This is a genomic window from Variovorax sp. BGA-UO-ETr-C22 (assembly GCF_059567965.1).
In genome coordinates, this window is the sequence record NZ_JCAQPA010000011.1 from 2,804,994 (window position 1) to 2,825,014 (window position 20,021).

17 protein-coding genes are annotated in these 20,021 nt (G+C 68.8%); 4 read left to right on the forward strand and 13 right to left on the reverse strand.

The annotated features are described in order from the left end of the window. Nucleotides 1–37: 37 nt before the first annotated feature. Both AC57B8_RS33395 and AC57B8_RS33400 read right to left on the reverse strand, forming a co-directional pair. Nucleotides 38–847 (reverse strand): helix-turn-helix domain-containing protein, encoded by an 810-nt coding sequence (locus tag AC57B8_RS33395; protein WP_495266109.1) that lies wholly within the window; start codon nt 845–847, stop codon nt 38–40. A gap of 88 nt (nt 848–935) precedes the next feature. After that, nucleotides 936–1,889 carry a LysR substrate-binding domain-containing protein gene (locus AC57B8_RS33400; protein WP_307637305.1) on the reverse strand — a complete coding sequence of 318 codons (954 nt, stop codon included), beginning with the start codon at nt 1,887–1,889 and terminating at the stop codon, nt 936–938. Between the two features lie 106 nt (nt 1,890–1,995). Between AC57B8_RS33400 and AC57B8_RS33405 the strand changes: the two genes are divergently transcribed. Further along, nucleotides 1,996–3,309, forward strand: coding sequence for an MFS transporter (locus AC57B8_RS33405; protein ID WP_496482006.1), 1,314 nt, complete (start codon nt 1,996–1,998; stop codon nt 3,307–3,309). On the opposite strand, the gene AC57B8_RS33410 is transcribed toward AC57B8_RS33405, so the two are convergent. Then, nucleotides 3,270–4,337, reverse strand: a complete 1,068-nt coding sequence (locus AC57B8_RS33410; protein WP_307694528.1) for an adenosine deaminase — start codon at nt 4,335–4,337, stop codon at nt 3,270–3,272. The two genes, AC57B8_RS33405 and AC57B8_RS33410, sit on opposite strands and share 40 nt — an antisense overlap. Nucleotides 4,338–4,571: 234 nt before the next feature. Between AC57B8_RS33410 and fabA the strand changes: the two genes are divergently transcribed. From fabA to AC57B8_RS33425, 3 genes are all read left to right on the forward strand, one after another. Continuing rightward, nucleotides 4,572–5,087, forward strand: a complete 516-nt coding sequence (gene fabA, locus AC57B8_RS33415; RefSeq protein WP_095744206.1) for a 3-hydroxyacyl-[acyl-carrier-protein] dehydratase FabA — start codon at nt 4,572–4,574, stop codon at nt 5,085–5,087. Between the two features lie 10 nt (nt 5,088–5,097). After that, nucleotides 5,098–6,318, forward strand: a complete 1,221-nt coding sequence (gene fabB / locus AC57B8_RS33420) for a beta-ketoacyl-ACP synthase I (RefSeq protein WP_159277965.1) — start codon at nt 5,098–5,100, stop codon at nt 6,316–6,318. Nucleotides 6,319–6,422: 104 nt separating this feature from the next. After that, on the forward strand, nt 6,423–6,815 hold the full coding sequence (locus AC57B8_RS33425) for a nuclear transport factor 2 family protein (protein ID WP_307694530.1): 393 nt from the start codon (nt 6,423–6,425) through the stop codon (nt 6,813–6,815). A 6-nt stretch (nt 6,816–6,821) separates the two neighbouring features. Here the strand turns inward: AC57B8_RS33425 and AC57B8_RS33430 are convergent, their stop codons facing one another. The 10 genes from AC57B8_RS33430 to AC57B8_RS33475 all read right to left on the reverse strand — a co-directional run bounded on the left by AC57B8_RS33430 (nt 6,822) and on the right by AC57B8_RS33475 (nt 19,833). Continuing rightward, on the reverse strand, nt 6,822–7,199 hold the full coding sequence (locus AC57B8_RS33430) for a hypothetical protein (protein WP_496482007.1): 378 nt from the start codon (nt 7,197–7,199) through the stop codon (nt 6,822–6,824). 85 nt (nt 7,200–7,284) lie between these two features. Continuing rightward, a complete protein-coding gene (locus AC57B8_RS33435; protein ID WP_062477516.1) occupies nt 7,285–8,454 on the reverse strand; it encodes a BMP family ABC transporter substrate-binding protein in 1,170 nt (389 codons plus the stop codon). Nucleotides 8,455–8,506: 52 nt separating this feature from the next. Further along, entirely contained in the window at nt 8,507–9,427 is a 921-nt protein-coding gene (locus AC57B8_RS33440; RefSeq protein ID WP_070061710.1) for an ABC transporter permease, read from the reverse strand. A gap of 3 nt (nt 9,428–9,430) precedes the next feature. Further along, complete coding sequence (locus AC57B8_RS33445) at nt 9,431–10,594, reverse strand: ABC transporter permease (RefSeq protein ID WP_062477508.1); 1,164 nt, start codon at nt 10,592–10,594, stop codon at nt 9,431–9,433. Next, nucleotides 10,581–12,128, reverse strand: coding sequence for an ABC transporter ATP-binding protein (locus AC57B8_RS33450; RefSeq protein WP_496482008.1), 1,548 nt, complete (start codon nt 12,126–12,128; stop codon nt 10,581–10,583). The genes AC57B8_RS33445 and AC57B8_RS33450 overlap by 14 nt, the downstream gene beginning before the upstream one ends. A 99-nt stretch (nt 12,129–12,227) precedes the next feature. Beyond that, nucleotides 12,228–13,625, reverse strand: coding sequence for an NCS2 family permease (locus AC57B8_RS33455; RefSeq protein WP_062477503.1), 1,398 nt, complete (start codon nt 13,623–13,625; stop codon nt 12,228–12,230). Between the two features lie 76 nt (nt 13,626–13,701). Then, on the reverse strand, nt 13,702–14,697 hold the full coding sequence (locus AC57B8_RS33460; protein ID WP_159274497.1) for a LysR family transcriptional regulator: 996 nt from the start codon (nt 14,695–14,697) through the stop codon (nt 13,702–13,704). A 94-nt stretch (nt 14,698–14,791) separates the two neighbouring features. Beyond that, nucleotides 14,792–17,251, reverse strand: coding sequence for a xanthine dehydrogenase molybdopterin binding subunit (gene xdhB, locus AC57B8_RS33465; protein ID WP_496482009.1), 2,460 nt, complete (start codon nt 17,249–17,251; stop codon nt 14,792–14,794). Nucleotides 17,252–17,253: 2 nt separating this feature from the next. Then, nucleotides 17,254–18,867, reverse strand: coding sequence for a xanthine dehydrogenase small subunit (xdhA, locus tag AC57B8_RS33470; RefSeq protein WP_496482010.1), 1,614 nt, complete (start codon nt 18,865–18,867; stop codon nt 17,254–17,256). 186 nt (nt 18,868–19,053) lie between these two features. Continuing rightward, nucleotides 19,054–19,833, reverse strand: a complete 780-nt coding sequence (locus tag AC57B8_RS33475) for a TSUP family transporter (RefSeq protein WP_496482011.1) — start codon at nt 19,831–19,833, stop codon at nt 19,054–19,056. Nucleotides 19,834–20,021: the final 188 nt, after the last annotated feature.

The window sequence follows — 20,021 nt, forward strand, 5'->3', positions numbered from 1 at the left end:
CTGTCCTGCGCCGCGCCTGGAGACCTTCGAAGGCGCCTCAGTGCGCGAGGCCACGCCCCCACGCGTGCGAGGCCTGCTCGTCGGCCGTCACGCGCACCTGGTTCGACAGGAAGGACGGCGACAGGCCGAAGTAGCGCTGGAAGGTGCGGCTCATGTGCGCCGCGTCGGTGAAGCCGCTGGCCAGCGCCACGTCGGTCAGCGGGCGGCGCGCGGTGAACTGCTGCACCGTGCGGCGCACCTTGGTCCACAGCGCATAGCGCTTGATCGACACGCCCACCTGCTGCGCGAACAGGTGCGTGAGCCGGTCGGGCGAGAGAAAGGCCAGCGCCGACAGCTCGCGCAGCGGGATCTGCCCCGCATGCGTGCGGATGGCCTGCAGCACGCGCTCGATGCGCGGGTCGATGGCGGCCTCGATCTCGGGGCACTCGGTGATCGCGGTGACCAGCCTGGAGCTCAGCACCTGCAGGCGCCGGTCGGACAGCGCGCCGTGCTGTGCCGGTTCGAAGTCGTCGCGCGCGCGGCCGAAGCGGCGCGCGTCGATCGGCTGGATGCCGTGGCCGCCCATGTGCCGCGCGAGCATTCGGTAGGCGCTGGAGGCCGGGTCGAGGTTGAGCGACAGCAGCCCGCAGCCGTCGACGTCGAGCCGGCGCGACACGTGCGGCCCCACCAGCGCGGCGGTGCAGCGCACGCGCGTGCCGTCGACTGCCTCCAGCGTGAAGGGATGGCCGCTCACCGACGCCAGCAGCGTGGCCGACGAACGCGCCGTGAGCCCCGACTGGATCGCCGGTGTGATGTAGAGGAACCTGTCGTCCCACAGGTGCAGGGAGTTGTGCCGCGTGGTGGTCATGCCGTCTCGCTTGGGTCTTGTCTCTTGTACTTGTCTCCAGCGGCGGATTCTCACGCATCGCGGCGGCGGCCCGCGCAAGGGCCTGCGCTCAGCGGGGTTGCACGGTCTCGAGCTGCAGATGCTGGCGCACGGCCTCCAGCAGCAGCGTGGCCAGCCGGCTCGCCGGGGCCTCGGCGCGGGCCTGCGCGCGGTACAGCACGAGCGAGATCTGCGGCAGCGCCGGCAGCGAGAGCACCGCGCGGTCGAGCGCGCGCACATGCGCAGGCAAGCCGAACGGCGTGCGCACGGTCAGGCCCAGCCCGGCCGAGGTCGCGGCCCACAGCGCCGCCAGGCTGGCGCTGCCGAAGGCGCGGCGCCACGGCAGGCCGGCGCGGTCGAGCGCGGTGATGACGATCTCGCGCAGCGGGCACGGAGCGTCCAGCATGATGAGCGGCAGCGGCTCCTTGCTCTTCACGGCGCGAACGCCCGCGCGGTGCTCGCGCTCGGTCCACCAGGGCGCATCGACGCGCTCGGGCGCCGTGGGGCCGATCCACAGCAGCGGCATCCGCGCCACGCGCTCGGCATGCGGCGACAGCGGCTGGTCGCCCGCATCCCAGGCCAGCGCCAGGTCGAGCTGGCCCAGCTCGAGCCGCTCGCGCAGCTCGCCGCTGCGCGCCACGCAGGCCTCGATGCGCACCTTGGGATGGGCGCGCGCGAAGCGGCCGAGCACGGCCGGCAGTAGCGTTTCGCCGAAGTCTTCCTGTAGGCCCAGCCGCACCCAGCCCTGCAGGTCCGCGCCGCGCAGGGCGGCGCTGGCCTCGTCGTTGAGCTCGAGCATGCGGTGCGCGTAGGCCAGCAGCGTCTCGCCCGCATCGGTGAGCGCCAGGCCGCGGCCCTCCTTGCGGAACAGCACGGTGCCGGCCTGCGACTCCAGCTTCTTGAGCTGCGCGCTCACGGCCGAGGTCGAGCGGCCCAGCTTGTCGGCCGCGCGCGCGTAGCTGCCGAGGGCCATGCCGGTGGAAAAGGTGCGCAGCACGTCGAGATCGAACATCACCTGGGTCATCGCGGGTCCTTGCATGAGGCTTTTCGATCATCCTGAATTTCAGGACGATCTGCTCATTATTTTCTGATTTTCAAAACCTTTGCAGCGGCGGACACTGCGCTGCAACATGACCCATTCGCCCTCCTCCACCCCGCTGTCGCCCCGCCACCGCTGGAAGGTGCTCGCCGCCGGCGTGGCCGCCAACGCGGCCTTCTCGGTCGCCTTCAGCGGCATTCCCATGACCGCCGTGCTCATGCGCACCGGCTACCAGCTCGACAACGCCGCGCTCGGCCTGGTGCTCGGCCTCATGGGCCTGGGCATCGCCGTGAGCGAGCTGCCCTGGGGCCTGCTGACCGACCGCTGGGGCGACCGCCCCGTGCTGCTGGCCGGGCTGGGCAGCACGGCGATCGCGCTGGTGGCGATGGCGCTGTGGGCCGCGCCGGGCGCCGGCCATGTGCCGGGCCTCGGCGTGCTGGGCGCGGGGCTGCTGCTGGTCGGCCTGCTCGGCGGCAGCGTGAACGGTGCCAGCGGGCGCGCGGTGATGACCTGGTTCGACGCCGGCGAGCGCGGCCTGGCCATGAGCATCCGCCAGACCGCCGTGCCGATGGGCGGCGGCATCGGCGCGCTGGTGCTGCCCTTCGTGGCGCTGCACTTCGGCTTTGCCGCGCTGTACGGCCTGCTGGCGCTGCTGTGCGCGCTGAGCGCGGCGATGAGCTGGGCCTGGGTGCACGAGCCGCCCATCGTGCCGCACCCGAAGACCACCGAGGCCGCCGCACCGAAGACCGGCCCGCTGCGCGACGTGCGCGTGTGGCGCATCGTGGCCGGCATCGGCATCCTGTGCGCGCCGCAGTTCGCGGTGCTGTCCTTCGGCACGGTGTTCCTGCACGACTTCGGCCACGTGGGCCTGGGTACGATCACCGCCGCCATGGTCTTCGTGCAGGTCGGCGCGATGGCGATGCGCGTGTGGAGCGGCCGCTGGACCGACCGCCGCCGCAACCGCCCGGCCTACCTGCGCGCCTGCAGCGCGCTCAGCGTGCTGCTGTTCGCGGGCCTGGCCGCGCTGGTGATGGCGGCAGGCACCGAGCCGCCGTCCATGTCTTTACGCTTGGCGCTGATCGCGCTGCTGGCCGTGAGCGGCGTGTGCGTGTCGGCCTGGCACGGCGTGGCGTACACCGAGCTGGCCACGCTGGCCGGCGCGGCGCGCGCCGGCACCGCGCTGGGCATGGCGAACACCAGCGTGTTCCTCGTGTGCTTCGTCACGCCGTTCTCGATTCCGCACCTGCTGGCGCTGCAGGGCTGGCCGGTCGTGTGGCTGGCGGCCAGTGCCTGTGCGCTGGTGGCGATGCCGCTGCTCGTGCCGCGCCGCGACGCCGGTCCCGGCGCCTGCGCGGCCGAGCTGGCTCAGAAGGTCGCGAAGACGGCGTTGAGCCGGTCGACGTAGGCGCGCTTGGCCGCCGCATCGATGAAGCTGCCCTCGAAGCTGTTGGCCGCGAGCTGCCAGGCCTGCTGCACGCCCAGGCCAGTGGCGGCGAAGGTCTGCGTGAAGTTCTGGTTCATGTAGCCGCCGAAGTAGGCCGGGTCGTCCGAATTGACGGTGGCGACCAGCCCCGCGTCGAGCAGCGCGCCCAGGTTGTGCTGCGACAGGTCGGGGAACACGCACAGCTTGAGGTTCGACAGCGGGCACACGGTGAGCGGAATGCGGTCTTGCGCCAGCCGCTTCATCAGCGCCGGGTCTTTCGCGCTTTGCACGCCGTGGTCGACGCGCTCGACCTTCAGCACGTCGAGCGCGCTCCACACGTAGGCCGGCGGGCCCTCTTCGCCCGCGTGCGCGACGAGGTGGAAGCCCAGTTCGCGGCAGCGCGCGAACACGCGCGCGAACTTCTCGGGCGGGTGGCCGACCTCGCTCGAGTCGAGCCCCACGCCGATGAACTTGTCGCGGTACGGCAGCGCCTGCTCCAGCGTCTCGAAGGCCTCTTCCTCGCTCAGGTGGCGCAGGAAGCACAGGATGAGCGAGGCGCTCACGCCCAGCTTGGGCAGCGCATCGACGCAGGCGCGGTGCAGGCCGTTGACCACCGTCTCCATGGCCACGCCGCGCGCCGTGTGCGTCTGCGGGTCGAAGAACATCTCGGTGTGCACCACGTGGTCGGCGGCGGCGCGCTCCAGGTAGGCCCAGGCCATGTCGTAGAAGTCCTGCTCTTTCAGCAGCACGCTGGCGCCGGCGTAGTAGATGTCGAGAAAGGTCTGCAGGTTGGTGAAGGCGTAGGCCTTGCGCAGCTCTTCCACGCTGGCATACGGAATCGAGACACCGTTTCGCTGCGCGAGCGCGAAGATCAGCTCGGGCTCGAGCGAGCCTTCGATGTGCATGTGCAGTTCGGCCTTGGGCATGGCACGCAGCAGCTCGGGCAGGCGTTCGGCGGGGATGCGCTGCGCGAAGCTGGGGTCGAAGAGGGGGCGGCTGGAATCGGTCATGGGGCGTGGGAAATCGACGTTGTGATCGCGCACAGCATAAGGGCAGACACCCTGCGCGGCATCCCCGAAAACGTATACGCTGCCAGCCCCATTTCCCCCAAACTGATCTGGGTCAAATCGGGCCATGGCGGATGCGCTAGGCTTGGACCCCGGCAGGCCCGGCATCGGGCGTGTTCCCTCCAATCCGCGCGCAGCGTGCATTCGTGCCCCTGGCGCCGTCCTTGATCGACTCGCATGACCCTACAAAACGCCTTCACCCGCGAAGACCTGCTGCGCTGCAGCCGCGGCGAACTGTTCGGCCCCGGCAACGCACAGCTGCCCGCCCCGAACATGCTGATGGTGGACCGCATCACCCACATCAGCGCCGAGGGCGGTACCTACGGCAAGGGCGAACTCACGGCCGAACTCGACATCACGCCGGACCTGTGGTTTTTCGCCTGCCACTTCGAAGGCGACCCGGTCATGCCGGGCTGCCTGGGCCTGGACGCCATGTGGCAGCTGGTGGGCTTTTTCCTCGGCTGGCAGGGCCTGCCGGGCCGCGGCCGGGCCCTGGGCTCGGGCGAAGTGAAGTTCACGGGCCAGGTCCTGCCGACCGCCAAGCTCGTCACCTACAACATCCAGATCAAGCGCGTGCTCAAGGGCAAGCTGAACCTGGCCATCGCCGACGGCTCGGTGAGCGTCGACGGCCGCCAGATCTACACCGCCGAGGGCCTGCGGGTCGGCGTGTTCACTTCCACCGACAACTTCTGAGGGTTTCGCCATGCGACGCGTCGTCATCACCGGTCTGGGCATTGTTTCGTGCCTGGGCAACGACAAGGAGACCGTCTCCGCCAACCTGCGCGCCAGCCGCCCCGGCATCCGGTTCCAGCCGGCCTACGCCGAAATGGGCCTGCGCAGCCAGGTGGCCGGCTCCATCGACCTTCCCCTCGAAGACCTCATCGACCGCAAGCTCTACCGCTTCGTCGGCCACGCGGCGGCCTACGCCTACCTGGCCATGAAGGACGCCATTGCCGATGCCGGCCTGACCGAGGAGCAGGTGTCCAACCCGCGCACCGGCCTCATCGCCGGCTCGGGCGGCGCCTCCACGCTGAACCAGATGGAAGCGCTCGACCTGCTGCGTGAAAAGGGCGTCAAGCGCGTCGGTCCCTACCGCGTGACGCGCACCATGAGCAGCACCGTGTCGGCCTGCCTGGCCACGCCCTTCAAGATCAAGGGCCTGAACTACTCCATCGCCTCGGCCTGCGCCACCAGCGCGCACTGCATCGGCAACGCCATGGAGCAGATCCAGATGGGCAAGCAGGACATCGTGTTCGCCGGCGGCGGCGAGGAAGAGCACTGGACCCAGTCGTTCCTGTTCGACGCCATGGGCGCGCTGTCCACCAAGTACAACGACACGCCCGAGAAGGCCTCGCGTGCCTATGACGCCGAGCGCGACGGCTTCGTCATCGCCGGCGGCGGCGGCATGGTCGTGGTCGAGTCGCTCGACCACGCACTGGCGCGCGGCGCAAAAATCTACGCCGAGATCGTCGGCTACGGCGCCACCTCCGACGGCTACGACATGGTCGCGCCCAGCGGCGAAGGCGCGGTGCGCTGCATGCAGATGGCGCTGTCGACCGTCGACACGCCCATCGACTACCTGAACACCCACGGCACCTCGACGCCCGTCGGCGACGTCATGGAAATGAAGGGCGTGCGCGAAGTCTTCGGCGACAAGGCGCCGGCCATCAGCTCCACCAAAAGCCTGTCGGGCCACTCGCTGGGCGCCGCCGGCGTGCACGAGGCGATCTACTGCCTGCTGATGATGGAAGGCAGCTTCATGGCCGGCTCGGCCAACATCGAGGCGCTCGACCCCGAAGTGGCCGACATGCCCATCCTCACCGCCACGCGCGAGAACGCCACCGTCGACACCGTGATGAGCAACAGCTTCGGCTTCGGCGGCACCAACGCCACGCTGGTGCTCAAGCGCTGGCAAGGCGCGTAGCCCGGCCGCCTGCCGGCCCCGTCGCGCCCGCGACGACGGGCCCGCAGGCGCTTCGCTAGACTGGGTTTTCCGTTCTTCCATCCATCCACCGCGCGAGGAGACCCATGGCGATCGACACCCTTTCCACCTGGCACCGGCTCGTCAAGACACGCGACGTGGCGGGGCTCGACGCCCTGCTGGCCGACGACGCCGTCTTCCTCTCGCCCGTGGTGCACCGACCGCAGGTCGGCAAGGCCATCACCAAGCAGTACCTCGCCGCGGCCTTCCAGGTCTTCTTCAACGAGAGCTTTCGCTACGTGCGCGAACTCCAGGGCCCGACCGATGCCGTGCTCGAGTTCGAACTCGAACTGGACGGCATCGCCATCAACGGCGTGGACATGATGAAGTGGAACGCCGAAGGCCGGATCACCGAGTTCAAGGTGATGCTGCGGCCATTGAAGGCGGTGAACCTGATCCACCAGAAGATGGCGGCGCAGCTGCAGGCGGCTGCGCAGTAAGCCGACTCAGGGGCAGGCCAGTTCCGTCTTGGCCACGGCACACAGCCGTGCCTTCTCGGCCGCGGGCAATGTGAGCCCCGGCATCAACCCGTCCAGCCGCAGCACCGCCGGGTAGAGGCGTGTGTCCTGCGGGTTCTTGCGGTAGGCCCGCAGCACCAGCTGCTGGCCTTCCTTGCCGCAATGCTGGCGCTGTTGGCGCGCCACTTCCTTGTCGTGCGCCGAACCGTCGCCGTTGAATTCGCCGGCGAAGTAAAAGCACATTTCGGCATCGTCCACAGCCTTGCGCAGGCGCTGCTCCTCTGTCGAGAACGTCGGCGGTGCGGCGAACGACATCGACACGGCCAGCAGTGCCGCGCCTGCCGCCATGACCCTCTGCAGCTTCATGGTGTGAATCCCTTTCCTGAATGAAAAAAGGGCCGTCCGCAGACGACCCTTCTCGTGGCAATCGCCGAAGCGATCGATCGATCGATTACTTCTTGTCGCCGCCCGGCACCTTGCCTTCCACGCCCTTGACGTAGAAGTTCACGCCCGACAGGAACTTGTCGTCGGCGACCGCGTCCTTGGCGATCAGCTCCTTGCCGTCCTGACCGACGATCGGGCCCTTCCAGATCGAGAAGCTGCCGTCCTTCAGGCCCTTCTTGATTTCCTCGACCTTGGCCTTGGCTTCGGCGGGCACGTCTTCGGCGATCGAGACGATGTCGATCGCGCCTTCCTTCACGCCCCACCAGGTCTGGCCGGTGGCCCACTTGCCGTCCAGCGCGTCCTGCGTGGTCTTGATGTAGTACGGCGCCCAGTTGATGATGGCCGAGCCCAGGTGGGCCTTCGGGCCGTAGGCGGTCATGTCGGAGTCCCAGCCGAAGGCGCGCTTGCCCTTCTCTTGTGCTGTCTTCAGCACGGCCGGCGAGTCGGTGTTCTGGAACAGCACGTCGGCGCCGCCGTTGATGAGGGCGGTGGCGGCTTCGGTTTCCTTGGGCGGGCTGAACCACTCGTTCACCCACACGACCTTGGTCGTGATCTTCGGGTTGACCGACTGCGCACCCAGCGTGAAGCTGTTGATGTTGCGCAGCACTTCAGGAATCGGCACCGAGCCGACCACGCCCAGCGTGTTGCTCTTGGTCATCGAACCGGCGATCACGCCGGCCATGTACGCGCCTTCGTAGGTGCGGCTGTCGTAGGTGCGCATGTTCTCGGCGGTCTTGTAGCCGGTGGCATGCTCGAACTTCACGTCCTTGCTGTCGTTGGCGACCTTGAGCATGGGTTCCATGTAGCCGAAGGTGGTGCCGAAGATCAGCTTGTTGCCCTGGCCCACGAAGTCGCGGAACACGCGTTCGGCGTCGGCCGACTCGGGCACGCTTTCGACGAAGGTGGTCTTGATCTTGTCGCCGAATTCCTTCTCGAGCGCCTTGCGGGCGTTGTCGTGCGCGAAGGACCAGCCGCCGTCGCCCACGGGACCGACATAGGCGAATGCGATGTTCAGCGGGGCCGCCGGTGCGGGGGCCGGGGCGGCCGCGGGGGCCGGCGCCGGCGATGCTGCGGGGGCGGCCGCCTCTTCCTTCTTGCCGCAGCCGATGAGGGCCGCCGAAGCCACCGCGGTGAGGGCGGCGAGCTTGAGAAGGGAACGCTTGTTCAGATCATTCATTGTCGAAATCCTCGGAAGAAAAGGACGGGTTGGCAAAAAAACGAGAACGCGATTATGAGCCGGGGTAGAACGGTTTCCCCATCGATGCCGGCATGTTGATGCGGATGAAGGCGGGGTTGCGCGAGATCAGCGCCAGCACCACGATCGGCGCGATGTACTGGGCCATGCTGAGGAACTGCGAGGGCACGTCGACGCCGCTGCTTTGCAGGTGGAAACCCAGCATCGAGACGCCGCCGAACAGGTAGGCGCCGAGCAGCACGCGGATCGGGCGCCAGGTGGCGAAGGTGGTCAGCGCCAGCGCGATCCAGCCGCGGCCGGCGACCATGCCCTCGACCCACAGCGGCGTGTACACGGTCGACAGGTACGCCCCCGCCAGCCCGCACAGCGCGCCGCCCGCGATCACCGCCAGGAAGCGGATGCGCCGCACCGGGTAGCCCAGCGCATGCGCCGACTCGGGCGACTCGCCCACCGAGCGCAGCACGAGGCCGGCGCGGGTGCGGTACAGGAACCAGATGAGCCCGATGGTCAGCAGCACGGCCACGTACACCATCGGGTGGTGCCGGAACAGCGCCGGGCCGGCCAGCGGGATGTCGGCCAGCACGGGAATGGCGAAGGGCGTGCTCTCGGGCAGCTTGGCCTGCACGAAGCTGATGCCCGCGAAGGCCGAGAAGCCGACGCCGAACAGGCTCAGCGCGAGCCCCGTCGCGTACTGGTTGGTGTTGAGCCAGATCACGAGCACGCCGAAGAAGGCCGCGAGCAAGGCACCGGCCGCCATGCCGGCCAGGAAGCCGAGCCAGGGGTTGTGCGTGATGACCACCGTCGCGAAGCCCGCGATGGCGGCGCACAGCATCATGCCCTCGGCACCGAGGTTGACGACGCCGGCCTTCTCGTTGATCAACAGGCCCAGCGCCGCGATGGCGAGCACGGTGCCCGCGCTCAGGGTCGAGCCCAGCAGGAGTGCGTAGCTTTCCATGGTTCAGAGCCCTCCTTCGGTGGCACGCGCGGTCGGCGCAACGGGCGCGGTCGGCGCGGTGATCGGCGTGCTGACCTGCAGCGAACTCGTGGTCAGCGTCGCGGCCTTGGCGCCGGCCTTGCGGCGGATGCGGTAGGCGATGAGCGTGTCGCAGGCCAGCAGCGTGAACAGCAGCAGGCCCTGGAACACGCCGGTGAGCGACTTGGGCAGGCCCAGGCGCGACTGCGCGAGTTCGCCGCCGATGTAGAACATGCTCATCAGGATCGCCGAGAAAATCATGCCCACCGGGTGCAGCCGCCCGACGAAGGCCACGATGATGGCCGCGAAGCCGTAGCCCGCGGGCACGTACGGCGTGAGCTGGCCGATGGGACCCGCCACTTCGAGCGCGCCCGCCAGGCCGGCCGCGCCGCCCGAGGTGAGCAGCGCGATCCACACGGCGCGGCGTGCCGAGAACCCGGCATAGCGCGCCGCCGCGGGCGCCAGCCCGCCGACCTGCTGCGCGAAGCCCGCGCGCGTGCGGAACAGGAACACCCACAGCGCGCCCGCGCCGACCAGCGCAATGATCAGCCCGATCGACACGCGCGAGCCCTTCATGAGCCGCGGGATCTGCGTCACCGCCTCGAAGGTCTTGGTCTGCGGAAAGTTGTAGCCCTGCGGATCTTTCCAGGGGCCGAAGACCAGGTAGCTCAGCATCAGCGTAGCCACGTAGACCAGCATCAGGCTCACGAGGATTTCGTTGGCGTTGAACTTGTCGCGCAGGAACGCGACGATGCCCGCCCACACCATGCCGCCCAGAATGCCCGCCAGCAGAATGGCCACGACGATCCAGCTGCCGGTGCTCTTGTCGGCCAGGAGCGCCACGCCGCCCGCCGCGATGGCGCCGCACACGAACTGCCCTTCGGCGCCGATGTTCCAGACGTTGGAGCGAAAGCACACCGCCAGGCCGAGCGCAATGATAAGCAGCGGCGTGGCCTTGACCATCAGCTCGCCGATGGCGTAGCCGCTCTTGATCGGCTCGTAGAAGAACACCTGCAGGCCCTTGACCGGGTCCTTGCCGAGCGCGGCGAACAGCGCCACGCCGATGAGCACGGTGATCAGCAGCGCCAGGATCGGCGAGCCGTAGCTCCAGAAGCGCGACAGCTCCGGGCGGGGTTCAAGCTTGAGCATGCGCGCCCTCCTTCTTGTTGTTCTGGTGGGGCTGTGCCTGCGGCCACAGGCCGCTCATCCACTCGCCGATCTGCGGCAGCGTGGCCGCCGCGCGGTCGATCGAGGGCGACAGCCGCCCCTTGGCGATCACGTGCAGCCGGTCGCAGATGTTGAACAGCTCGTCCAGCTCCTCGCTGATCACGAGCACGGCGCAGCCGACATCGCGCAGCGCCAGGATCTCGGCATGGATGAGCGCCGCCGCACCCACGTCCACGCCCCAGGTCGGCTGCGAGACGATGAAGAGCTTCGGGTTGGCGTCGATCTCGCGACCGACGATGAATTTCTGCAGGTTGCCGCCCGACAGCGAACGCGCCGCCGCGCCCGGGCCGCCGGCCTTCACCTTGAAGCGATCGATGATGGAACGCGCCTGCTTGTCGAGTTCGGCGGTGCGGATCCAGCCGCCCTTGCCCACCGCATTGCTGCGCGTGAGCAGCAGGTTGTGCGCCAGGCCCAGCGTAGGCACGGCACCGCGCCCCAGCCGCTCCTCGGGCACGAAATGCAGGCCCAGCGCACGCCGCGCGCGCGGGCGCAACCGGCCGGCCGGCTGGTCGAACACGCGCACCATGGCGGGCTCGGCGCGCACGTCCTCGCCCGAGAGCGTGTACAGCAGTTCCTTCTGGCCGTTGCCCGAGACGCCGGCGATGCCGACGACCTCGCCGGCGCGCACGTCGAAGGAGATGCCGTCCAGGTCGACGCCGAACTGGTCTTCGCGCGCCAGCTTCAGGCCCTGCACGCGCAGCGCCACCGCGCCGGCATGCAGCGGACGGTGCTGCAGCGGCGGCGGCTCGCTGCCGATCATGAGGCGCGAGAGCGATTCGGTGCTCTCGTTGCGCGGGTTGCACACACCCGTGACCTTGCCGCCGCGCAGCACGGTGCAGGCCGTGCACAGCTCCTGGATCTCGTGCAGCTTGTGGCTGATGTACAGGATGCTGCAGCCTTCCGAGGCCAGCTTGTTCAGCACGCCGAACAGGCGGATCACGGCCTGCGGCGTGAGCACCGAGGTCGGCTCGTCCAGGATCAGCAGCTTGGGGTTGGTGAGCAGCGCGCGGATGATCTCCACCCGCTGCATCTCGCCCACCGACAGCGTGTGCACGGGGCGCGAGGGGTCGATGTCCAGCCCGTACTCGCTCGCCTTGGCCGTGATGCTGCGGGCCACCTCGGCCAGCGCGAGCGACTTGTCCAGGCCCAGCCAGACGTTCTCGGCCACGGTGAGCGTGTCGAACAGGCTGAAGTGCTGGAACACCATGCTGATGCCCAGCGCGCGCGCCTGCTGCGGGTTGCGCAGGTACACCGCCTGGCCGTCGAAGGTGACGGTGCCTTCGTCGGGCTTGACCGAGCCGTAGATGATCTTCATCAGGGTCGATTTGCCCGCGCCGTTCTCTCCGAGCACGGCATGGATTTCGCCGGGCTGCACGGCCAGGGAGATGTCGCTGTTGGCCACCACCGCGGGATACCGCTTGGTGATGTGCGCCAGCTGGAGTCTGGGGGTTGTCATGCCGGGTTTCGTGGGTTTGTCTCGTTCAACATCAACAAGCGGGGACAGCTATAAGTTTAATAGCGTCCCCGCGACCATCGGCGCCCGACGGCGCGTCCTTCAGTGTCCGCCGATGTAGGCGAACTTGAACAGGAAGATCGCCGCGATCACCCACACCATCGCATGCACTTCCCGTGCCCGGCCGGTGCACAGCTTGAGCACGGCGTAGGTGATGAAGCCGAAGGCCAGGCCGTTGGCGATCGAGTAGGTGAAGGGCATGGCCAGCGCCGTGACGGCGGCGGGGATCACCTCGGTGGTGTCTTCCCAGTCGAGCTCGACCAGGTCGCGCAGCATCAGGCAGCCCACGAAGAGCAGCGCCGGTGCGGTGGCGTAGGCCGGCACCGAGCCCGCCAGCGGCGAGATCATCAGGCAGGCCAGGAACAGCACCGCCACCACCACGGCCGTGAGGCCGGTGCGGCCACCGGCTTGCACGCCGGCCGCGCTTTCCACATACGCCGTGGTGCTCGACGTGCCCAGCAGCGAGCCCGCGAAGATCGCGCCGCTGTCGGCGAGCAGCGCCTTGTTCATGCGCTCCATCTTGCCCGGCACCAGCAGGCCGGCGCGCTTGGCCACGCCCATCAGCGTGCCGGTGGCATCGAACATCTCGACCAGGAAGAACACCAGCACCACGTTCAGGATGCCGCCCTTGAGCGCGCTCAGGATGTCCAGCTGCATGAAGGTGGGCGCGATGGACGGCGGTGCGTCGAACACGCCGTGGAACTTGTTGCCGCCGAAGAAGAACGACAGCACCGTCACCGTGAGGATGCCGATCAGGATGGCGCCGCGCACCTTGAGCCGGTCGAGCGCCACGATCATGAGGAAGCCGATGGTCGCCAGGATCACGGGAGCCGAGTGCAGGTCGCCCAGCGTGACGAAGGTGGCCGGCGAAGCCGCGACCACGCCCGCGCTCTTGAGCGCGATGAGCGCCAGGAACATGCCGATGCCCACGGTGATCGCCGTTCGCAAGGACTGCGGTATGCCCGCGATGAACAGCTCCCGCAACCCGGTGACCGTCACGATCAGGAACAGACAGCCCGAGATGAACACCGCGCCCAGCGCGGTCTGCCACGTGTAGCCCATGCCGAGCACGACCACGTAGGCGAAGTAGGCGTTCAGGCCCATGCCCGGCGCCATGGCGATCGGGTAGTTGGCGTACAGGCCCATGATCAGCGTGCCGATGGCCGCGATCAGGCAGGTGGCGACGAAGACCGCGCCCTTGGGCATGCCCGCGTCCCCGAGGATCGACGGGTTCACGAAGATGATGTAGGCCATCGTCAGGAAGGTCGTCAGCCCTGCGATGACTTCGGTGCGCACGGTGGTGTTGTGCTCGGTCAGCTTGAAAAAGCGTTCCAGCAGACCGGCGTTGGCCGGTGCGGTGGCCGCACGCAACGGCGCCGCCTCGGTGGCCCCGGCGGCCCGGGGAGTGGTGGCCTTGGGCACCTCTTCATACCTGTTCATTTCGCTTGTCTCCAGCTGTTGTATGTGGCGGTTCGTTCATCGTTGCCTCGGTCGCGACGCCGGCGCGACGGAGGGCTCAGGGAGGATCGGAAAGCGGCTCAGCCGGCAGGGCTCGGGCAGTGGCGGCGGGCGCGGCGTCGAAGCCGGGCCGCAGCGACGCCGCCACGCCCTTGATGCATTCGCGCAGCCAGCGCGCGGAGCTCGACGAATGCGTGCGTTCGTGCCAGAGCTGGTAGTACATGAGGCGCGGCAAGGCAGCCGGGCACTCGAGGATCTTCACGGGCAGCCGTGCGGCGAAGCGCTCGCAGTACTGGCGCCCGGTGGTCAGCACCAGCAGGCTCGAGGCCACCATGTCCGGGATAAGGCTGAAGTGCGCGCAGCGCGCCGTGATGTTGCGCTGCCGGCCCAGCTCGTCGAGCATCTGGTCGATGATGCCGCGCCCGCCCGGGTGCATGGGCGTGGGCGCGATGTGCTCGGCCGCCAGCCAGGTTTCCAGGTCCCACCCGCGCCGCACCGCCGGATGGTCCTGGTTGACCAGCGACACCACCTCGTCGCCGAACAGGCGCGCCATGTGCAGGTCTTCCGGCGGCTTGAGCCAGTTGCCGATCACCAGGTCGACCTGCCCGAGCGCCAGGTGCCCGTGGTAGTCCGAGTCGGGCGAGAGCGCATGGATCTCGATCTGGCACAGCGGCGCCTCGCGCTTGACCTGCGCCACCAGCATCGGCAGGAACAGCGGGTCCATGTAGTCGCTGGCCGCGATGCGGAAGGTCGTGGCCGCCGACTGCGGCTCGAAACCCCGCGCATCCGAGAACAGCATCTCGGCCGCCCGCAGGATGCTGGCCGCGGGCTCGATCATGCGCAGCCCCGCGTCGGTGGGCACCATGCCCGAGCCCGAGCGCACCAGCAGCGGGTCGCCCGACAGCTCGCGCAGGCGCTTCAGCGCGGCCGAGACGGCCGGCTGGTACATGCCCAGGCGGATGGCGGCGCGCGAGACGCTGCGGTCGGTCAGCACGGTATGAAGCACCCGAATCAGATGAAGGTCGATCTTGTCGAAAAGCGCCTGGTCTCTCATGGCTGTTCACACCTTTCTTGTCTGTGCGAACAGTTATACAGCGCAGCATTTGGAGAACGGAAGGACGCTCGGACCGTGCGAGCACGGCCGGTGCTCATTCGCCAGAGGCTGCCTGCACCGCGGTCAGGGCGCGGAGGATGGATTCGCTCGTGGCCGGCGCCTTCAGCGGCGGATCGACCCGGTGCCCGCCCGCGGCCGACACGGCATCGCGGATCGCGAAGAACACCGAGAACGGCAGCAGCAGCGGCGGTTCGCCCACGGCCTTGCTGCGGTGAATGGAGTCTTCGAAGTTCTGGCCCTCGAACAGGCGCACGTTGAACACCGGCGGGCAGTCGTTGGCCGTCGGGATCTTGTAGGTGCTCGGCGCGTGCGTGGTGAGCTTGCCGCTCGCCGGGTGCCACACCAGTTCTTCGGTCGTGAGCCAGCCCATGCCCTGGATGAAGGCGCCCTCGACCTGGCCGATGTCCACGGCCGGGTTCAGCGACTTGCCCGCGTCGTGCAGGATGTCGGCACGCAGCAGCTTCCATTCGCCGGTGAGCGTGTCGACCACCACTTCGCTCACCGCCGCGCCGTAGGCGTAGTAGTAGAACGGGCGGCCCTGCATCTTGTCCTTGTCCCAGCTCAGGCCGGGCGTGGCGTAGAAGCCGTCGGACCACAGCTGCTTGCGGTCGAGGTACGCCTCGCCCACCACGGTGCTGAAGGCCAGCGTGCGGCCGTTCACCTCGACCTGGTCGTTGGCAAAGCGCACGTCGGCGGCGTTGCCGCCGTGGCGCTCGGCGGCGCAGGCGGCCAGGCGTTCGCGGATCTGGCGGGCGGCGTCCTGCGCGGCCTTGCCGTTCAGGTCGGCGCCGGTCGAGGCCGCCGTGGCCGAGGTGTTGGCCACTTTCGTCGTGTCAGTCGCGGTGACGCGCACGCGCTCGAAGCTCACGCCCAGCTCGTGCGCCACCACCTGCGCCACCTTGGTGTTCAGGCCCTGGCCCATTTCGGTGCCGCCGTGGTTCACGAGGATCGAGCCGTCGGTGTACACGTGCACGAGCGCGCCGGCCTGGTTGAAGTGCTTCACGTTGAACGAGATGCCGAACTTCAGTGGCGCCAGCGCCAGGCCGCGCTTGAGCACCGGGCTCTTGGCGTTGAAGGCGGCGATCTCTTCGCGGCGCAGGCGGTAGTCGCTGGTTTCTTCGAGCTCGGCCACGAGTTCGTGGACGATGTTGTCGGTCACGGTCTGGCGGTACGGCGTGACGTTGTTCTCGCCCTTGCCGTAGAAGTTGACGCGCCGCACATCGAGTGGGTCGCGCTTCAGTTCGCGCGCCACCGAGTCCATGATGTTCTCGATGGCGATGGCGCCCTGCGGGCCGCCGAAGCCGCGGAACGCCGTGTTGCTCTGCGTGTTGGTCTTGCCCGAGAAGCCGTGCATGCTCACGTTGGGCAGCCAGTAGGCGTTGTCGAAGTGGCACAGCGCGCGCGTCATCACCGGGCCCGACAGGTCGGCCGAATGGCCGGCGCGCGAGACCATCGTGATCTCGGCGCCGAGGATACGGCCCTCGTCGTCGTAACCCACCTCGTACTCGTACCAGAAGCAGTGGCGACGACCGGTGACCATGAAGTCGTCGTCGCGGTCCAGGCGCAGCTTCACGGGGCGCTGCAGCTGGCGCGCCGCGATGGCCGCCACGCAGGCGAACAGCGCCGACTGCGATTCCTTGCCGCCGAAGCCGCCGCCCATGCGCCGGCATTCCACATGCACCTCGTTCGAGGACAGGTGCAGCGCGTGCGCCACCAGGTGCTGCATCTCGCTCGGGTGCTGCGTCGAGCAGTGGATGTGCAGCGTGCCGCCCTCCTTCGGGATGGCGTAGCTGATCTGGCCTTCGAGGTAGAACTGTTCCTGCCCGCCCACGTCGAGCGTGGCGGTGTGGCGGTGCGGCGCCTTCGCGATGGCGGCGCGCACGGCGGCCTCGTCGCCGCCGTTGGCGGCCCCGCCGCTGCGCACGATGTGCATCGGCGGCACCACGTACTGGCCGCGCGCATGCGCGTCCTGCGGTGTGATGACGGGCGGCTGCGCCTCGATGGTCAGCGCGTCCTTGGCCTTGGCGGCGGCGCGGCGCGCGGCATCGCGGGTTTCGGCGATCACGGCGAACACGGGCTGGCCGAGGTAGCGGATCTCGCCGCCGTCGTTCACGGGCAGCAGGATCGGGTCGTCGTGAATGATCGAGCCGCAGTCGTTGGTGCCGGGAATGTCGTCGGCGGTGAGCACCGTGACCACGCCGGGCATGGCGCGGATGGCGTCGAGCGACAGCGCCGTCACGCGGCCGTTGGCGACCGGCGACAGGCCCAGCGCGCAGTGCAGCGTGCCGGCGAGTTCGGGAATGTCGTCGATGTAGGTGGCCTCGCCGGCCACGTGCAGGTGCGCCGACTCGTGCGGGCGGCTGATGCCCACGCGCATGCCGCGGCCGTGCGCCAACGCTTCGGCGCCCACGTCGATGCGGGCGGCGGTGTTCTTCAGGTAGTCGGCAAAGGCCTCCGCGGGCTGCAGCAGGCGGGCGTCGATGGGTTTGTTCATGGTCAGAGTCCTTCCGCCGCAACCTTGGCAACGACATGGGGCATCACGCTCCAGACGCTGGTTTCTTCGATGGACAGCGCGTCCTGCGTGCGGGTTTCGAGCCACAGGCGCTGGATCAGGTTCTGCGCCACCTGCAGGCGGTAGTCGGCCGAGGCCCGCATGTCGGAAAGCGGCTTGAAGTCCTGTGCCAGCGCCAGCTTGGCGGTGGCCACGCTGGCCTGCGTCCAGGGCTTGCCCACGAGCGCGGCTTCGGCGTTGGCGGCGCGCTTGACGGTGGCGGCCATGCCGCCGAAGGCCAGGCGCACGGCCTTCACCGTGTCGCTGCCGGCTTCCAGTTCGATGGCGAAGCCCGCGCACAGCGCGGAGATGTCGCAGTCGAAGCGCTTGCTGATCTTGTAGGCGCGCACCTGGCGGCGCATGGCAGCCAGCGGCACGGCCAGGCCCTGCACGAACTCGCCGGGCTGCAGCTCGTTCTTCATGTAGTCGAGGTAGAAGTCGGGCAGCGGCATGCGGCGCACGACGTCGCCGCGGCGCAGCTCGATCTCGGCGTCCAGCGACATCAGCACCGGCGGCGAATCGCCGATGGGCGAGCCGTTGGCGACGTTGCCGCCCATGGTGCCGGCGTGGCGGATCGGCGGCGAGGCAAAGCGCAGCCACACGTCGGCCAGGCTGGGCACGCGCTCGACCAGCGCGCCGAAGGCGGCTTCGAGCGAGGCGCCGGCGCCGATGTAGAGCTCGTCGGCGCGCTCTTCCACGGTCTTCATCTCGGCCACGTCGCCGACATAGATGATGTCGCCGAGGTCGCGGAACTGCTTGTTGACCCACAGGCCGACGTCGGTCGAGCCGGCCAGCAGCTGGGCGCGCGGCTTCTGCACGCGCAGCGCGGCGAGCTGGGCCAGGGTCTTGGGGGCGTGGAAGTGGTCGATGCGGGCGCCGAGCGGGGCCGCGTAGTCCAGCCCGTCGTTCTTCAGCGCGGTGAGCGCGGCCACCACGGGGGCGGTGTCCAGGCGCACGGCCGGCAGGTCGAACATGCGCTGGCCGGCGTCGAGGATGGGGCGGTAGCCGGTGCAGCGGCAGAGGTTGCCCGACAGGTCGTCGGCCAGCTGCTGGCGCGTGGGCTGCGTGCCCTCGGCCTGGTGGTGTTCGTAGGTGGCCCACAGCGACATCACGAAGCCCGGCGTGCAGAAACCGCACTGCGAGCCGTGGCAGTCGACCATGGCCTGCTGCACGGGGTGCAGCGGGTGGACGGCGTGCTTGGCCGGGGCTTCCGTCTTGGGCTTGCACTGCGACGCGCACTGGCCCTTGAGGTCTTCGACCGTGAACAGCGCCTTGCCGTGCAGCGTGGGCAAAAACTGGATGCAGGCGTTGACGGTCTGCAGCTGCAGGCCGTCGACCGCGCCGGGCGCGTGGGCGTCGGTGGCCAGCTCGCCGATGACGACGGTGCAGGCGCCGCAGTCGCCTTCGTTGCAGCCTTCCTTGGTGCCGGTGCAGCGCGCGTCTTCGCGCAGCCAGTCGAGCACCGAGCGGGTCGGATGGACCCCGCTGACGTCGACGATCTTTCCGCGATGGAAGAAGCGGATCGGTTGAATCGGTGTACTGCTGCTCTCGGTGCTCATGCTTTTTCTGGCTCGTGGGCGGCCCGTCATGGGCCAGTCATGGACGTTAGCGGCTTGCGTGGGGTCTTGCATACGGGCACGCCCATAACGCGTATGTGAGGGTCGGTATGCCACGTCCGGGGAAACCCTTGGATTGACGTTGCAATTCCCGGGCCACGCCGGAAACCGAGGGTTTTCAGCCGTTTTTCAGCCGTGTGCGATGGCGGTCCAGGCGGTGGCCAGCAGCGTCACGCCGGCCACGAAAAGCAGCCCGGCGACCAGCCATTGCAAGGTGCGCGGCTGCAGCTTGTTCGGCAGGCGATGGTGCAGCCGCGTCGCGGCGTAGACCACGGGCATGGCGCAACCGGCGAGCAGCGCCGAGTGCCACGAGAAGTGGCCGGTGGGCACCACGATGACGAGCCGCACGAGCGAGTTGAAGGCGAACATCAGCAGCAGCGCGCGGCGCACGAGTTCGCGGTCCAGCGGCTGGCGGTACATGTGGAAGACGATGGGCGGGCCGGAGGCGGAAAACAGCCCGCCCAGCACGCCCGAGAGCCCGCCGATGAGGGCGAAGCTGGTGCGGCCCGACACGGCCGGCAGCGGCTTGCCCTGCAGCAACAGCAGCACGGCGCAGACCAGGATCGACACGCCCAGCAGGCCCCGCAGCCACGACACGGCACTGCCGCTGAGCCACACGAGCAGCATGAGCCCGACGATCACGCCGACGGTGCTGCCGTTGAGCGCGGGCTTCATCAGCTGCCAGGGCACGGGGCCGGGGCGCGCGCGGAAGTAGGTCCAGGCGTTGAGCAGGCTCAGCACGGTCGCGGCATTGGCCGCGTCGTTCACGCTGGCGATGTCGAACACCGACACGAGGCCCAGCAGGATGAGGCTGAACGCAAAGCCCGTGAGGTTCTGCGCGTAGGTGGCCAGGCCCACGCAGGCCATGAAGATCAGGACCGGGACGGCCCCGGAAAGAATCGCTTGCACCGGGGGTTTCGTCAGCGCACGCCGAAGCTTGCGGGACGGTGAAGGGAGACGGGGGAAAGGGGATGCGGGACGGACATTCGGACGGGGATCGGGGGACTTAGGCGCGAGGCGGGAACGTTTGAGAATAACGCGTGTGTCCGGGGTGCGTGCCCAGGCCACCGGGTACTTCCCTCCGCGAATGTCCCCCG

Excerpts from the sequence above, each read along its gene's own strand:
- AC57B8_RS33430 (WP_496482007.1), bottom strand. The coding sequence starts at position 7,199 with ATGAAGCTGCAGAGGGTCATGGCGGCAGGCGCGGCACTGCTGGCCGTG.
- fabA (WP_095744206.1), top strand. The coding sequence starts at position 4,572 with ATGACCCTACAAAACGCCTTCACCCGCGAAGACCTGCTGCGCTGCAGC.
- AC57B8_RS33450 (WP_496482008.1), bottom strand. The coding sequence starts at position 12,128 with ATGACAACCCCCAGACTCCAGCTGGCGCACATCACCAAGCGGTATCCC.
- AC57B8_RS33405 (WP_496482006.1), top strand. The coding sequence starts at position 1,996 with ATGACCCATTCGCCCTCCTCCACCCCGCTGTCGCCCCGCCACCGCTGG.
- xdhA (WP_496482010.1), bottom strand. The coding sequence starts at position 18,867 with ATGAGCACCGAGAGCAGCAGTACACCGATTCAACCGATCCGCTTCTTC.
- fabB (WP_159277965.1), top strand. The coding sequence starts at position 5,098 with ATGCGACGCGTCGTCATCACCGGTCTGGGCATTGTTTCGTGCCTGGGC.
- AC57B8_RS33435 (WP_062477516.1), bottom strand. The coding sequence starts at position 8,454 with ATGAATGATCTGAACAAGCGTTCCCTTCTCAAGCTCGCCGCCCTCACC.
- AC57B8_RS33425 (WP_307694530.1), top strand. The coding sequence starts at position 6,423 with ATGGCGATCGACACCCTTTCCACCTGGCACCGGCTCGTCAAGACACGC.
- AC57B8_RS33460 (WP_159274497.1), bottom strand. The coding sequence starts at position 14,697 with ATGAGAGACCAGGCGCTTTTCGACAAGATCGACCTTCATCTGATTCGG.
- AC57B8_RS33440 (WP_070061710.1), bottom strand. The coding sequence starts at position 9,427 with ATGGAAAGCTACGCACTCCTGCTGGGCTCGACCCTGAGCGCGGGCACC.
- AC57B8_RS33445 (WP_062477508.1), bottom strand. The coding sequence starts at position 10,594 with ATGCTCAAGCTTGAACCCCGCCCGGAGCTGTCGCGCTTCTGGAGCTAC.
- AC57B8_RS33455 (WP_062477503.1), bottom strand. The coding sequence starts at position 13,625 with ATGAACAGGTATGAAGAGGTGCCCAAGGCCACCACTCCCCGGGCCGCC.
- xdhB (WP_496482009.1), bottom strand. The coding sequence starts at position 17,251 with ATGAACAAACCCATCGACGCCCGCCTGCTGCAGCCCGCGGAGGCCTTT.
- AC57B8_RS33395 (WP_495266109.1), bottom strand. The coding sequence starts at position 847 with ATGACCACCACGCGGCACAACTCCCTGCACCTGTGGGACGACAGGTTC.
- AC57B8_RS33400 (WP_307637305.1), bottom strand. The coding sequence starts at position 1,889 with ATGACCCAGGTGATGTTCGATCTCGACGTGCTGCGCACCTTTTCCACC.
- AC57B8_RS33410 (WP_307694528.1), bottom strand. The coding sequence starts at position 4,337 with ATGACCGATTCCAGCCGCCCCCTCTTCGACCCCAGCTTCGCGCAGCGC.